This window comes from Bifidobacterium simiarum (assembly GCF_002802905.1).
Lineage (GTDB): Bacteria > Actinomycetota > Actinomycetes > Actinomycetales > Bifidobacteriaceae > Galliscardovia > Galliscardovia simiarum.
Genome location: NZ_PEBK01000003.1, coordinates 139,973 through 151,283, shown reverse-complemented (window position 1 = coordinate 151,283; position 11,311 = coordinate 139,973). Strand labels below are relative to the sequence as shown.

The 11,311-nt window shown below is 62.4% G+C and carries 22 protein-coding genes; all 22 read left to right on the top strand.

The genetic code is table 11. The features are described from left to right. The first annotated feature begins 281 nt into the window (after positions 1 to 281). Complete coding sequence (rpsJ, locus tag CSQ87_RS04115; protein ID WP_006288664.1) at positions 282 to 590, top strand: 30S ribosomal protein S10; 309 nt, start codon at positions 282 to 284, stop codon at positions 588 to 590. 17 nt (positions 591 to 607) lie between these two features. Beyond that, positions 608 to 1,255, top strand: a complete 648-nt coding sequence (rplC, locus tag CSQ87_RS04110; protein WP_100512616.1) for a 50S ribosomal protein L3 — start codon at positions 608 to 610, stop codon at positions 1,253 to 1,255. A gap of 6 nt (positions 1,256 to 1,261) precedes the next feature. After that, positions 1,262 to 1,924, top strand: a complete 663-nt coding sequence (gene rplD / locus CSQ87_RS04105) for a 50S ribosomal protein L4 (RefSeq protein WP_423734771.1) — start codon at positions 1,262 to 1,264, stop codon at positions 1,922 to 1,924. A gap of 5 nt (positions 1,925 to 1,929) precedes the next feature. After that, entirely contained in the window at positions 1,930 to 2,226 is a 297-nt protein-coding gene (gene rplW / locus CSQ87_RS04100) for a 50S ribosomal protein L23 (RefSeq protein ID WP_100512614.1), read from the top strand. Between the two features lie 30 nt (positions 2,227 to 2,256). Continuing rightward, the gene (rplB, locus tag CSQ87_RS04095; protein ID WP_100512613.1) at positions 2,257 to 3,087 is read left to right on the top strand and encodes a 50S ribosomal protein L2; all 831 of its coding nucleotides are present in this window, start codon (positions 2,257 to 2,259) and stop codon (positions 3,085 to 3,087) included. A 15-nt stretch (positions 3,088 to 3,102) separates the two neighbouring features. Next, on the top strand, positions 3,103 to 3,381 hold the full coding sequence (gene rpsS / locus CSQ87_RS04090) for a 30S ribosomal protein S19 (RefSeq protein WP_003814508.1): 279 nt from the start codon (positions 3,103 to 3,105) through the stop codon (positions 3,379 to 3,381). A 22-nt stretch (positions 3,382 to 3,403) separates the two neighbouring features. Next, a complete protein-coding gene (gene rplV / locus CSQ87_RS04085) occupies positions 3,404 to 3,763 on the top strand; it encodes a 50S ribosomal protein L22 (protein WP_100512612.1) in 360 nt (119 codons plus the stop codon). Continuing rightward, positions 3,763 to 4,575 carry a 30S ribosomal protein S3 gene (rpsC, locus tag CSQ87_RS04080; RefSeq protein ID WP_100512611.1) on the top strand — a complete coding sequence of 271 codons (813 nt, stop codon included), beginning with the start codon at positions 3,763 to 3,765 and terminating at the stop codon, positions 4,573 to 4,575. The genes rplV and rpsC overlap by 1 nt, the downstream gene beginning before the upstream one ends. 5 nt (positions 4,576 to 4,580) lie before the next feature. After that, positions 4,581 to 5,000, top strand: a complete 420-nt coding sequence (rplP, locus tag CSQ87_RS04075) for a 50S ribosomal protein L16 (RefSeq protein ID WP_100512610.1) — start codon at positions 4,581 to 4,583, stop codon at positions 4,998 to 5,000. Then, positions 5,000 to 5,242, top strand: a complete 243-nt coding sequence (gene rpmC / locus CSQ87_RS04070) for a 50S ribosomal protein L29 (protein ID WP_100512609.1) — start codon at positions 5,000 to 5,002, stop codon at positions 5,240 to 5,242. The genes rplP and rpmC overlap by 1 nt, the downstream gene beginning before the upstream one ends. Before the next feature lie 2 nt (positions 5,243 to 5,244). Then, a complete protein-coding gene (gene rpsQ / locus CSQ87_RS04065; protein WP_100512608.1) occupies positions 5,245 to 5,505 on the top strand; it encodes a 30S ribosomal protein S17 in 261 nt (86 codons plus the stop codon). 92 nt (positions 5,506 to 5,597) lie between these two features. After that, positions 5,598 to 5,966, top strand: coding sequence for a 50S ribosomal protein L14 (gene rplN, locus CSQ87_RS04060; RefSeq protein ID WP_100512607.1), 369 nt, complete (start codon positions 5,598 to 5,600; stop codon positions 5,964 to 5,966). Between the two features lies 1 nt (position 5,967). Beyond that, positions 5,968 to 6,303, top strand: coding sequence for a 50S ribosomal protein L24 (gene rplX, locus CSQ87_RS04055; RefSeq protein ID WP_100512606.1), 336 nt, complete (start codon positions 5,968 to 5,970; stop codon positions 6,301 to 6,303). Further along, entirely contained in the window at positions 6,300 to 6,872 is a 573-nt protein-coding gene (rplE, locus tag CSQ87_RS04050; protein WP_100512605.1) for a 50S ribosomal protein L5, read from the top strand. Before rplX ends, rplE begins: the two co-directional genes overlap by 4 nt. A gap of 1 nt (position 6,873) precedes the next feature. Then, positions 6,874 to 7,059 (top strand): type Z 30S ribosomal protein S14, encoded by a 186-nt coding sequence (locus CSQ87_RS04045; RefSeq protein WP_033493929.1) that lies wholly within the window; start codon positions 6,874 to 6,876, stop codon positions 7,057 to 7,059. 79 nt (positions 7,060 to 7,138) lie between these two features. Continuing rightward, positions 7,139 to 7,537 carry a 30S ribosomal protein S8 gene (gene rpsH, locus CSQ87_RS04040; RefSeq protein ID WP_100512604.1) on the top strand — a complete coding sequence of 133 codons (399 nt, stop codon included), beginning with the start codon at positions 7,139 to 7,141 and terminating at the stop codon, positions 7,535 to 7,537. 20 nt (positions 7,538 to 7,557) lie between these two features. Beyond that, on the top strand, positions 7,558 to 8,097 hold the full coding sequence (rplF, locus tag CSQ87_RS04035; RefSeq protein WP_100512603.1) for a 50S ribosomal protein L6: 540 nt from the start codon (positions 7,558 to 7,560) through the stop codon (positions 8,095 to 8,097). A gap of 1 nt (position 8,098) precedes the next feature. Beyond that, entirely contained in the window at positions 8,099 to 8,470 is a 372-nt protein-coding gene (gene rplR / locus CSQ87_RS04030) for a 50S ribosomal protein L18 (protein WP_100512602.1), read from the top strand. Then, positions 8,467 to 9,201, top strand: coding sequence for a 30S ribosomal protein S5 (rpsE, locus tag CSQ87_RS04025; RefSeq protein WP_100512601.1), 735 nt, complete (start codon positions 8,467 to 8,469; stop codon positions 9,199 to 9,201). Before rplR ends, rpsE begins: the two co-directional genes overlap by 4 nt. A gap of 2 nt (positions 9,202 to 9,203) precedes the next feature. Further along, positions 9,204 to 9,386, top strand: coding sequence for a 50S ribosomal protein L30 (rpmD, locus tag CSQ87_RS04020; protein ID WP_100512600.1), 183 nt, complete (start codon positions 9,204 to 9,206; stop codon positions 9,384 to 9,386). Between the two features lie 2 nt (positions 9,387 to 9,388). Further along, positions 9,389 to 9,853: a 50S ribosomal protein L15 gene (gene rplO, locus CSQ87_RS04015; protein WP_100512599.1), complete on the top strand. Its 465-nt coding sequence runs from the start codon at positions 9,389 to 9,391 to the stop codon at positions 9,851 to 9,853. Positions 9,854 to 9,976: 123 nt separating this feature from the next. Then, on the top strand, positions 9,977 to 11,311 hold the full coding sequence (gene secY, locus CSQ87_RS04010) for a preprotein translocase subunit SecY (protein WP_100512598.1): 1,335 nt from the start codon (positions 9,977 to 9,979) through the stop codon (positions 11,309 to 11,311).

Sequence of the window (11,311 nt, the reverse complement as noted above, 5' to 3'; positions counted from 1 at the left end):
GACGGCCCGTCCCAGAGCCCGGACGTTTGCGACACGCCCGGGTTTTCCTAGGGGCATACCCTGTGCTTAAATAATCAAGTTGCCTGTTTTGGGCTCGCAAAATTGTTTACTCAAAAGCGAGCGCGGCACTTCAATCCGCCCGACGGATTGTTGCATGGCCGCGCACTGATGTGGTTGGACCGCCTGCGGGAGGAATCCCGCGGTTCGTCATGCCCTGACGTGCCCCTACAACGAAGCAGGCTGGTAATAGTCAAGAAATTCGCAAGAAAGGGCGGACGGCAATGGCGGGACAGAAAATCCGCATCAGGCTTAAGTCCTATGACCACGAGGTCATTGACCAGTCGGCGAAGAAAATCGTCGAGACGGTCACGAACGCGGGCGCAACCGTAGTTGGCCCGGTTCCTCTGCCGACCGAGAAGAACGTGTTTGTCGTTATCCGTTCTCCTCACAAGTACAAGGATTCCCGCGAGCACTTCGAGATGCGCACCCACAAGCGTCTCATCGACATCGTTGACCCGACTCCGAAGGCAGTCGACTCTCTGATGCGTCTCGATCTGCCGGCGGACGTGAACATCGAGATCAAGCTGTAAGGGAGGAGGGAACCGTCATGAGCAACAACATCAAGAGCGCTCTTCTGGGCAAGAAGATCGGCATGACTCAGGTGTGGGACGAGAACGGCCTCTTCGTTCCCGTCACGCTGGTCGATGTTTCCACCAACGTGGTGACCGCCGTGAAGACGGAGGAGACCGACGGCTACAAGGCCGTGCAGATCGGCTACGGCCAGATCGACCCGACCAAGGTGACCAAGCCGCTCGCCGGCCACTTCGCCAAGGCCGGTGTGACCCCGCGTCGTCACCTCGTCGAGATCCGTACCGAGGAAGCCGAAAGCTTCGAGCCCGGTCAGGAACTGACCGCCGAGCTCTTCGCCGAAGGCGCTCAGGTCGACGTCACCGGCACCACCAAGGGTAAGGGCTTCGCCGGTACCATCAAGCGTTGGGGCTTCAAGTCCTACCGTCGTACTCACGGCTCGCACAAGAACGAGCGTCGTCCCGGTTCGGTCGGCGCCTGCGCGACTCCGAGCCGCATCCTCAAGGGCAAGCGCATGGCTGGCCGCATGGGTCATGTCACCAGCACCACGCTGAACCTCACCGTTGTTTCCTCGGACGTCGAGAACGGCGTCATCGCCATCAAGGGTGCCATCCCCGGCCCCAAGGGCGCCATCGTTCTGGTCCGTTCCGCAGTGAAGGGAGCCTGATAAATCATGGCTATTTCTCTGAATGTCACGGACGCCCAGGGTCAGGCCGCCGGCGCCGTCGAAGCTCCTGAGGAGCTGTTCGGCATTTCCGCCGAGGAAGTGCAGAACCACGTTCCGCTGGTCCACCAGGTCGTCATCGCCCAGCTGGCCGCTGCCCGTCAGGGTACCCACGCCACCAAGAACCGCGCCAAGATCTCCGGCGGCGGCAAGAAGCCGTGGAAGCAGAAGGGCACCGGTCGCGCTCGTCAGGGCTCCATCCGCGCCCCGCAGTGGGCTCACGGCGCCATCGCCCACGGCCCGCAGCCGCGCGACTACTCGCAGCGCACCCCCAAGAAGATGAAGGCCGCCGCCCTGCGCTACGTGCTCTCCGATCGCGCCAACGCCGGTCGCGTGCACGTCGTGGACTTCGGCATCGGCGAGACCCCGTCCACCAAGGCCGCCAAGGTCGTGCTGGATGCCGTCGCCCAGAACCGCTTCGCCACCATCGTGTTCTCCCGCGAGAACATCAACGAGTGGCTCTCCGTTCGCAACCTGCCGACCGTGCACCCCATCTTCGCCGATCAGCTCAACACCTACGATGTGGTGACCGCCGAGGACCTCGTCTTCACCAAGGAAGGCTTCGAGGCCTTCGTGAACGCGAAGACCGCCAAGGCTGAGAAGGAGGCCTGATTCACATGGCAGCAATTCACAAGCCCGCACACGACATCATCCTCAAGCCTGTCGTCTCCGAGAAGAGCTACGCCAACTCCGATATGGGTCAGTACACCTTCGTGGTGGCTCCCACCGCGAACAAGGTGCAGATCAAGCAGGCCATCGAAGAGATCTTCAATGTCAAGGTGACGAACGTCAACACCCTCAACCGCGCCGGCAAGCGTCAGCGCACCCGCACCGGTTACGGCCGCCGCGTGAACGAAAAGCGCGCCATCGTGACCGTCGCCGAGGGCCAGACCATCGACATCTTTGGTAACTGAAGGCTAGCCGAGAAAGTTAGGAACTAAATTATGGCTATCCGTACATACAAGCCGACGACTGCCGGTCGCCGCAACGCTTCGGTTTCGGACTTCTCCGAGATCACGCGTTCGACGCCTGAGAAGTCGCTGGTTCGCAAGCTCAGCAAGACCGGCGGTCGTAACTCCTACGGCCGTATGACCAGCCGTCACCGCGGCGGCGGCCACAAGCGCCAGTACCGTCTCATCGACTTCAAGCGCTGGGACAAGGACGGCGTGCCGGCCAAGGTCGCTCACATCGAGTACGACCCGAACCGCTCCGCCCGCATCGCGCTGCTGCACTACGCCGATGGCGAGAAGCGCTACATCATCGCCCCCGAGGGCGTGAAGCAGGGCGACGTCATCGAGACCGGCGCCAAGGCTGACATCAAGCCCGGCAACAACCTGCCGCTGCGCAACATCCCGACCGGTACCGTGGTGCACGCCATCGAGCTCCGCCCGCTGGGTGGCGCCAAGATCGCCCGCTCCGCCGGTGCCGCCGTGCAGCTCGTCGCCAAGGACGGTGCCTACGCCCAGCTGCGTATGCCGTCCGGTGAAATCCGCAACGTGGATGCCCGCTGCCGCGCTACCGTCGGCGAGGTCGGCAACTCCGAGCACGCCAACATCGAGCTCGGCAAGGCCGGTCGTGCCCGCTGGATGGGCAAGCGCCCGGTCACCCGTGGTGAGTCCATGAACCCGGTCGATCACCCGCATGGTGGTCGTACTCGCGGTGGTAAGCCGCCGGTGTCGCCGTGGGGCAAGGGCGAGGTTCGTACTCGTCGCCCGAAGAAGGCCTCGAACAAGATGATTGTTCGTCGTCGTCCGTCCGGTAAGAACCGCAAGTAAGGGAGTATCGAAGAGATGACTCGTAGCATCAAGAAGGGCCCCTTCGTCGACGCCCACTTGCAGAAGAAGGTCGACGAGCAGAACGAGAAGGGCACCAAGAACGTCATCAAGACGTGGTCCCGCCGTTCGATGATCACCCCTGATTTCATCGGACACACGTTCGCAGTCCACGATGGTCGCAAGCATGTCCCGGTGTTCGTCACCGAGGCCATGGTTGGCCACAAGCTCGGTGAGTTCGCCCCCACGAAGACCTTCAAGGGTCATGTGAAGGACGACAAGAAGGCACGCCGCTAAAGGCGAGGAGAGTAAAGACGTTATGGAAGCTAAAGCAATCGCTCGTCACGTCCGCGTGACGCCGCGCAAGGCTCGCCGCGTCGTCGACCTCATCCGAGGCAAGCAGGCGACCGAAGCGGTGACCATTCTGAAGTTCGCCCCCCAGGACGCGGCCGTTCCGGTCCGCAAGGTTCTGGAGAGCGCCATCGCCAACGCTCGTGTGAAGGCCGATCGCGCCAACGAGCCGTTCCGCGAGAACGACCTGGTCGTGAAGGAGACGTTCGTCGACGAGGGCGTCACCCTGAAGCGATTCCGTGCACGCGCCCAGGGCCGTGCCGCTCGCATCAACAAGCGCACCAGCCACATTACGGTTATCGTCGCCGATAAGGAAGGATCCCGATAATGGGTCAGAAGATCAACCCGTTCGGCTACCGTCTTGGCGTCACCGAACAGCACCGTAGCCGCTGGTTCTCCGATTCCAACAAGGCCGGAGAGCGCTACAGCGACTTCGTTCTCGAAGATGACAAGATCCGCAAGGCCCTGAACGCCGATCTCGAGCGCGCGGGCGTTTCCCGCATCGTGATCGAGCGTACCCGCGACCGCGTGCGTGTGGACATCCACACCGCCCGTCCGGGCATCGTCATCGGCCGCCGCGGCGCCGAGGCCGACAAGGTCCGTGCCAAGCTCGAGAAGCTGACTGGCAAGCAGGTCCAGCTCAACATCTTCGAGGTTCGCAACGCCGCCATCGATGCCCAGCTCGTCGCTCAGGGCATCGCCGAGCAGCTGACCAACCGCGTCACCTTCCGTCGTGCCATGCGCAAGGCCCAGCAGGATGCCATGCGCGCCGGCGCCAAGGGTATCCGAATCAAGCTCTCCGGCCGCCTCGGCGGTGCCGAAATGAGCCGTTCGGAGTTCTACCGCGAAGGCCGCGTCCCGCTGCAGACCCTGCGCGCCCTCATCGATTACGGCTTCTTCGAGGCCAAGACCACCTACGGTCGCATCGGTGTGAAGGTGTGGATCTACAAGGGCGACATGACCGAGCGTGAATTCGAAGAGCAGCAGGCCCAGCAGCAGGGTGCCCGCGGTGGCCGTCGTGGCGATCGCCGCCCGCGCCGTGGTTCCCGCAACGCTCAGGCCCAGAAGGCCGCCCAGGCTCAGGCCCCCGAGGCCAAGGCCGAGGCAGCCGCTCCGGCAGCCACGGAAGCAAAGGAGTAAACCAGATGCTTATTCCGAAGAGGACTAAATATCGCAAGCAGCACCGTCCCGTCCGTAAGGGCATGTCCAAGGGCGGCAACGAGATCGCCTTCGGCGATTTCGGCATCCAGGCGCTGGCTCCGGCTTACGTGACCAACCGCCAGATCGAGGCCGCTCGTATCGCCATGACCCGTTACATCAAGCGCGGTGGTCGTGTGTGGATCACGATCTTCCCCGATCGCCCGCTGACCAAGCACCCCCTCGGCGCCCGAATGGGTTCCGGTAAGGGCACCCCGGAGTTCTGGATCGCCAACGTGCGTCCGGGCCGCGTGATGTTCGAAATCGGTGGTGTTTCCGAGGATGTCGCTCGTGAGGCTCTGCGCCGCGCCATCGACAAGCTCCCCATGAAGTGCAGGATTATCGCCCGTGAAGGTGGTGACAACTGATGGCAGTCGGTACCGCTGATTACACCATTAAGAACCTCAACGCAAAGACCAACGCGGAAATCGAGGAGGCCCTCAAGTCCTCCAAGGAAGAGCTGTTCAACCTGCGCTTCCAGGCCGCTACCGGTCAGCTCGACAACACTTCTCGCATCAAGGCCGTGAAGCGCGACATCGCTCGCATGTACACGGTTCTGCGCGAGCGTGAACTCGGCATCAGCGAGGCTCCGGCAGAAGAGGAGAAGTAAGCATGGCTGAAGAGCGTAATTTCCGCAAGGTTCGCCGTGGTTATGTCGTGTCCGATAAGATGGACAAGACCATCACGGTCGAGATCGAGCAGCGTTCGACCCACCCGCTCTACGGCAAGGTCGTGCGTACCACCAGCAAGGTCAAGGCCCATGATGAACACAACGACGCCCACGTTGGCGATCTTGTGAGTATTATGGAGACTCGACCGTTGAGCAAGACGAAGCGTTGGCGTCTGGACGCCATCGTGGAGCGCGCCAAGTAATACAAGTTCGGCAAGGCTCGCCCAACACCCTGCCGTCGCCCCGCGTGGCGGCGGGGTGTTGGGGGAGGACCGGCTCGACTTAAGGAGAATCAATGATTCAGCAGGAATCGCGACTTCGTGTCGCCGACAACACGGGTGCCAAGGAGCTCTTGACCATCCGCGTGCTCGGTGGTTCGAAGCGCCGTTATGCAGGCATTGGCGATGTCATCGTCGCCACTGTCAAGGACGCCATTCCCGGCGGATCGGTCAAGAAGAGCGACGTGGTGAAGGCCGTCGTCGTTCGTACCGTGAAGGAAACCCGCCGTCCTGATGGTTCCTACATCAAGTTCGACGAGAACGCCGCTGTCATTCTCGGCTCCGGCCGCGAACCCAAGGGCACTCGTATTTTCGGACCGGTCGGTCGTGAGCTGCGCGACAAGCGCTTCATGAAGATCGTGTCCCTCGCACCGGAGGTGATCTGAGTTGGTAGCAAAGATCAAGACCGGCGATGAAGTCAAGGTCATCCGCGGCAAGGATCGCGGCAAGGAAGGCAAGGTTCTGCGGATCCTGCCGAACGACCGACTGATCGTCGAAGGTGTGCAGATTGTCAAGAAGCACGTCCGCGCCACCCAGCAGGGCCAGCAGGCCGGCATCGTGTCCGTCGAGGCTCCGATCCATCGCTCCAATGTGATGATCATCGATCCCGAAACCAAGCAGCCGACCCGCGTCGGCGTCGTGGTCAAGGAAGAGGCCCGTGACGGCAAGGTGAAGAAGGTGCGCGTGCGCGTTGCCAAGAAGTCCGGAAAGGAGCTGGCATGAGCGATGTCACTATCGAAGCGCCGGCAACCCCGCGCTTGAAGCAGCAGTACAAGGACGTCATCATCCCTGAGCTGGAGAAGGAGTTCAAGTACTCCAACCCCATGCAGGTTGCTCGCGTCGAGAAGGTCGTCGTCTCCATGGGTGTCGGCGCCGCCGCTCGCGACTCCAAGCTCATCGAAGGTGCCGTCTCCGACCTGACCAAGATCACCGGCCAGAAGCCGAAGGTCACCAAGGCCAAGAAGTCCGTCGCCCAGTTCCACCTGCGCGAAGGCCAGGCCATCGGTGCCTACGTCACCCTGCGCGGCGATCGCATGTGGGAGTTCCTGGATCGTCTGCTGACCCTGGCCCTGCCGCGAATCCGCGATTTCCGCGGCATCAACGGCAACCAGTTCGACGGCAACGGCAACTACAACTTCGGTCTGGCGGAACAGACGATGTTCCTGGAGATCAACCCCGATGAGGTCGATCACCAGCGTGGTATGGACATCACCGTCGTGACTTCAACCAAGGACGACAAGGAAGCTCAGGTTCTGCTGAAGCACCTTGGCTTCCCGTTCAAGGAGAACTGATATGGCAAAAACCGCTCTGAAGAACAAGGCGGCCGGCAAGCCTAAGTTCAAGGTGCGCGCCTACACGCGTTGCCAGGTCTGCGGTCGTCCCCATTCCGTGTATCGCAAGTTCGGTCTGTGCCGCGTCTGCCTTCGTGAGAAGGCCCACCGCGGTGAGCTGCCCGGCGTTACGAAGTCCAGTTGGTAAATATCGACGTCGAAGGTCCGCTGCTCGACGATTAGTCGTCCTGCGGCGGAAACCACGGCGAGGAAGGGCATAAGCCCACATGACAATGACAGATCCCATCGCAGACATGCTTACGCGTCTGCGTAACGCGAGCGCGGCTAAGCACGAGACCGTGGATATGCCGTACTCCAAGTTCAAGGCCGCCATTGCGGCCATCCTGAAGCGTGAAGGCTACATCGCCGATTTCACCGCCAAGGAAGCCAAGGTCGGCCAGACCCTTGAGGTCACCCTCAAGTACGGCCCGAACGGCGAGCGCAGCATCGAAGGCATCAAGCGCGTTTCCAAGCCCGGCCTTCGTCGCTACGCCAAGTCCGACTCCCTGCCCATGCCGCTGGGTGGTCTTGGTATCGCGATCATCTCGACGAGCTCGGGACTGATGACCCAGAAGGAATGCCTCAAGGAAGGCATCGGCGGCGAGATCGTCGCCTACGTGTGGTGAGAAAGGAGAGCTGATTACTTATGGCATCGCATATTGGTAAGCTCCCCGTCGCCATCCCGGCTGGGGTTGAGATCACGATCGACGGACAGGCGTTCTCCGCCAAGGGTCCGAAGGGCTCCGACTCGTACACCATTCCCGAAGGCATCTCCGCCGCCGTTGAGAACAACGAGATTGTCCTCACCCCGGCCGATGACCTCCGTCCCACCCGCGCCAAGCATGGCCTGAGCCGCTCCATCATCGCTTCGATGGTCAAGGGTGTGCACGAAGGCTACGCCAAGCGCCTGCAGATCGTCGGTACCGGTTACCGTGTGGTCGCCAAGGGCAAGGGCCTGGAGTTCTTCCTGGGCTACTCCCACACGATTACCGTGAACCCGCCGGAAGGCATCGAGTTCGAGGTCGTGAACCCGAACGAGCTCGTCGTCAAGGGCACCGACAAGCAGGTCGTTGGCCAGGTTGCCGCTAACATCCGCAAGCTGCGCGCTCCGGAACCCTACAAGGGCAAGGGCGTGAAGTACGCCGATGAGCACATCATGCGCAAGGCCGGAAAGGCTGGTAAGTAATATGACCGTCAAGATTTTCGGTAAGGGCAAGAAGGTCGCTCGTCTGCGCCGTCACTCCCGTCTGCGCAAGAAGGTTATCGGCACCCCCGAGCGTCCGCGTCTGGTCATCACCCGCTCCAACCGCAACATGGTCGCCCAGGTTGTGGATGACACCAAGGGCATCACCCTGGTGAGCGCCTCCACGCTGAGCGCCGATTTCGCCGGTTTCGAAGGCACCAAGACCGACGCCGCCCGCAAGGTCGGCGAGCTTGTGGCCGAGAAGGCCAAGGCTGCCGGCATCACCGCCGTAGTCTTCGACCGCGGTGGCAACAAGTACCATGGTCGCGTCGCAGCCGTTGCTGAAGGCGCCCGAGAGGGAGGTCTGGCACTGTGAGCGACAACGAAGTGAAGGAAACCCAAGTGGCTGAAGATTCTCAGAACAACGAAGCCGCTGCCGAGACCAAGAACGACGAGCGCAAGGGCCGCCGCGGCGGTCGTGGCGAGGGTCGTCGTGGCGAGCGCCGCAACCGTCGCGAGGAGAACCGCGGCGACGAGCTGATGGACCGCGTGGTCACCATCAACCGTGTGGCCAAGACCCACAAGGGTGGCCGTACGTTCAGCTTCGCCGCTCTGGTCGTCGTCGGTGACGGCAACGGCACCGTCGGTGTCGGCTACGGCAAGTCCCGTGAGGTCCCGGCGGCCATCGCCAAGGGCCAGCTGGATGCCAAGAAGCACATGTTCACCGTTCCGCGCGTCCGTGGCACCATCACCCACCCGGTGATCGGTCACGATGCCGCCGGCACCGTGCTGCTTCGCCCGGCCGCCCCCGGTACCGGTGTTATCGCCGGTGGTGCCGTGCGCGCCGTCCTCGAGTGCGCCGGTGTGACCGACATCCTCTCCAAGTCCATGGGCTCCTCCAACGCCATCAACACGGTGAACGCCGTCGTCGACGCGCTGAAGCAGCTCGAGGAGCCGGAAGAGGTCGCGGCCCGTCGTGGCCTGTCCCTCGAAGAGGTCGCCCCCGAAGCCCTGCTTCGTGAGCGTGCCGCCGGTATCGCCGAAGCCCGCAAGGCCCGTGAAGAGGCCGCTGCAGCCAAGGCCGCTGAGCAGAAGGACGGTGAGTGAGCATGGCAAACCTGAAGGTTACGCTCATCCGCGGTTTCGCTGGCAAGACCGAAGCGCAGAAGGAGACCGCCAAGTCCCTCGGCCTGCGCAAGATCGGCCAGAGCGTCATCCGTGAGGACAACCCCGTGTACCGTGGCATGATCGCCAAGATCAACCACATGGTGACCGTTGAGGAGGCAGACTGATCATGGCTGAAAACAACGAAGAGGCCACCATCCTGCGCATGCACGACCTGCGTCCTGCCCCCGGCGCCAACAAGGATCGCATCCGCGTTGGCCGTGGTGAAGGCTCCAAGGGTAAGACCTCGGGCCGTGGCACCAAGGGCACCAAGGCCCGTTACCAGGTTCGTCCGGGCTTCGAAGGCGGACAGCTGCCGCTGTACATGCGCCTGCCGAAGCTGCGCGGCTTCAAGAGCCCGTTCAAGAAGCAGTTCCAGGTCGTCAACATCGCCACGCTTGCGGAGCTTTTCCCGCAGGGCGGCGAGGTGACCGTCGAGGATCTCGTGGCCAAGGGTGCCGTCCGCAAGGGCTTCCCGGTCAAGGTCCTGGGCGATGGCGAGACCACCGTTGCCTTCACCCTCAAGGGCGTCAAGGCTTCGGCTTCCGCCAAGACCAAGATCGAGGCTGCCGGAGGCTCCATCTCCGAGGAGTAATCACTCGGGAGAATAGGCTTCCATAGCAATGACCCTCCCCACGTAAGCGGGGAGGGTCATTGCGTATGAGTACACTGTTTGCCTGTGCGTCGCCCGCGAGGGGCACGCCTTAGGGAGGAACACGTGAGAACGCTAATTCAAGCTCTCCGCACGAAGGAGTTGAGGAACAAGATCCTCTTCGTCTTCGGTATCATCATCATCTACCGCATCGGTTCGTTCATCCCGACCCCGGGGGTGGACTACAAGGTGGTGCAGGACTGCGTGGCCGGCACCACCAACGAGGACTTCATCGGTCTGGTGAACCTGTTCTCCGGTGGCGCACTGCTCCAGCTGTCGATCTTCGCCCTGGGCATCATGCCGTACATCACGGCCTCCATCGTCGTGCAGCTGCTGCGCGTGGTGATCCCCCGCTTCGAGGCCCTGCACAAGGAGGGCCAGTCCGGCGAGGCCAAGCTCACCCAGTACACGCGTTACATGACCATCGGCCTGGCGGTCCTGCAGTCCACCACGATCCTGGTGACCGCCCGCACCGGCGCGCTGTTCAACTACGCGTGCTCCGGCCAGGTCATTCCGGACGGCTCGATCTGGAACCTGACCGTCATGGTCCTGATCATGACCGGCGGCACCGGCCTGATCATGTGGATGGCCGAGCTCATCACCGACAAGGCCATCGGCAACGGCATGTCCATCTTGATCTTCATGTCCATCTGCTCCGGCTTCCTCCCGCAGCTGTGGGAGATCGGCTGGGGCACCAACGGCTCCGACGGCGACTGGACCAAGTTCGGCATCGTCGTGGGCACGCTCGTCGTGATCCTCGTGTTCGTCGTGTACGTCGAGCTCGCCCAGAGGCGCATCCCGGTGCAGTACACCCGACGTATGATCGGCCGCAAGATGTACGGTGGCACCAGCACGTACCTGCCGCTGAAGATCAACATGTCGGGCGTGATCCCGCCGATCTTCGCCAGCTCGATCCTCGCGGTGCCGACCCTGATCGCCCAGTTCGGCAAGACCGACCAGTCCTGGGTGCAGTGGATCAACACGAACCTGGCGAACACCACCAGCGTGTGGTACATCGGCCTGTACGCGCTGATGATCGTGTTCTTCGTGTTCTTCTACACGTCGATCACGTTCAACACCGACGAGACCGCGGACAACATGAAGCAGTACGGCGGCTTCATCCCCGGCATCCGCGCCGGACGCGCCACCAGTGCTTACCTCACGTACGTGATCAACCGCCTGAACACCGTGGGTGCGGTGTACCTGCTGTTCGTGGCGCTGATCCCGACCGTGCTGATCATGGCGCTCCAGCTGAACGCCAAGCTGCCGTTCGGCGGCACGACGATCCTGATCATCGCGGGCGTGGGCCTCGACACGCTGCGTCAGGCCAAGGCCCGCACCGAGCAGTTCCAGTACGAGGGCTTCCTGCTCGAAGACGAAACCAACACAGAAAGTAAGTGA

What these genes read in the sequence shown, in the direction of transcription:
- rplP (WP_100512610.1), top strand. Translation starts at nt 4,581, where the DNA reads ATGCTTATTCCGAAGAGGACTAAATATCGCAAGCAGCACCGTCCCGTC.
- CSQ87_RS04045 (WP_033493929.1), top strand. Translation starts at nt 6,874, where the DNA reads ATGGCAAAAACCGCTCTGAAGAACAAGGCGGCCGGCAAGCCTAAGTTC.
- rplF (WP_100512603.1), top strand. Translation starts at nt 7,558, where the DNA reads ATGGCATCGCATATTGGTAAGCTCCCCGTCGCCATCCCGGCTGGGGTT.
- rplD (WP_423734771.1), top strand. Translation starts at nt 1,262, where the DNA reads ATGGCTATTTCTCTGAATGTCACGGACGCCCAGGGTCAGGCCGCCGGC.
- rplV (WP_100512612.1), top strand. Translation starts at nt 3,404, where the DNA reads ATGGAAGCTAAAGCAATCGCTCGTCACGTCCGCGTGACGCCGCGCAAG.
- rplO (WP_100512599.1), top strand. Translation starts at nt 9,389, where the DNA reads ATGGCTGAAAACAACGAAGAGGCCACCATCCTGCGCATGCACGACCTG.
- rpsJ (WP_006288664.1), top strand. Translation starts at nt 282, where the DNA reads ATGGCGGGACAGAAAATCCGCATCAGGCTTAAGTCCTATGACCACGAG.
- rplW (WP_100512614.1), top strand. Translation starts at nt 1,930, where the DNA reads ATGGCAGCAATTCACAAGCCCGCACACGACATCATCCTCAAGCCTGTC.
- rpsC (WP_100512611.1), top strand. Translation starts at nt 3,763, where the DNA reads ATGGGTCAGAAGATCAACCCGTTCGGCTACCGTCTTGGCGTCACCGAA.
- rplC (WP_100512616.1), top strand. Translation starts at nt 608, where the DNA reads ATGAGCAACAACATCAAGAGCGCTCTTCTGGGCAAGAAGATCGGCATG.
- rplR (WP_100512602.1), top strand. Translation starts at nt 8,099, where the DNA reads ATGACCGTCAAGATTTTCGGTAAGGGCAAGAAGGTCGCTCGTCTGCGC.
- rpmD (WP_100512600.1), top strand. Translation starts at nt 9,204, where the DNA reads ATGGCAAACCTGAAGGTTACGCTCATCCGCGGTTTCGCTGGCAAGACC.
- rplE (WP_100512605.1), top strand. Translation starts at nt 6,300, where the DNA reads ATGAGCGATGTCACTATCGAAGCGCCGGCAACCCCGCGCTTGAAGCAG.
- rplN (WP_100512607.1), top strand. Translation starts at nt 5,598, where the DNA reads ATGATTCAGCAGGAATCGCGACTTCGTGTCGCCGACAACACGGGTGCC.
- rpsS (WP_003814508.1), top strand. Translation starts at nt 3,103, where the DNA reads ATGACTCGTAGCATCAAGAAGGGCCCCTTCGTCGACGCCCACTTGCAG.
- rplB (WP_100512613.1), top strand. Translation starts at nt 2,257, where the DNA reads ATGGCTATCCGTACATACAAGCCGACGACTGCCGGTCGCCGCAACGCT.
- rpsH (WP_100512604.1), top strand. Translation starts at nt 7,139, where the DNA reads ATGACAATGACAGATCCCATCGCAGACATGCTTACGCGTCTGCGTAAC.
- rpmC (WP_100512609.1), top strand. Translation starts at nt 5,000, where the DNA reads ATGGCAGTCGGTACCGCTGATTACACCATTAAGAACCTCAACGCAAAG.
- rpsQ (WP_100512608.1), top strand. Translation starts at nt 5,245, where the DNA reads ATGGCTGAAGAGCGTAATTTCCGCAAGGTTCGCCGTGGTTATGTCGTG.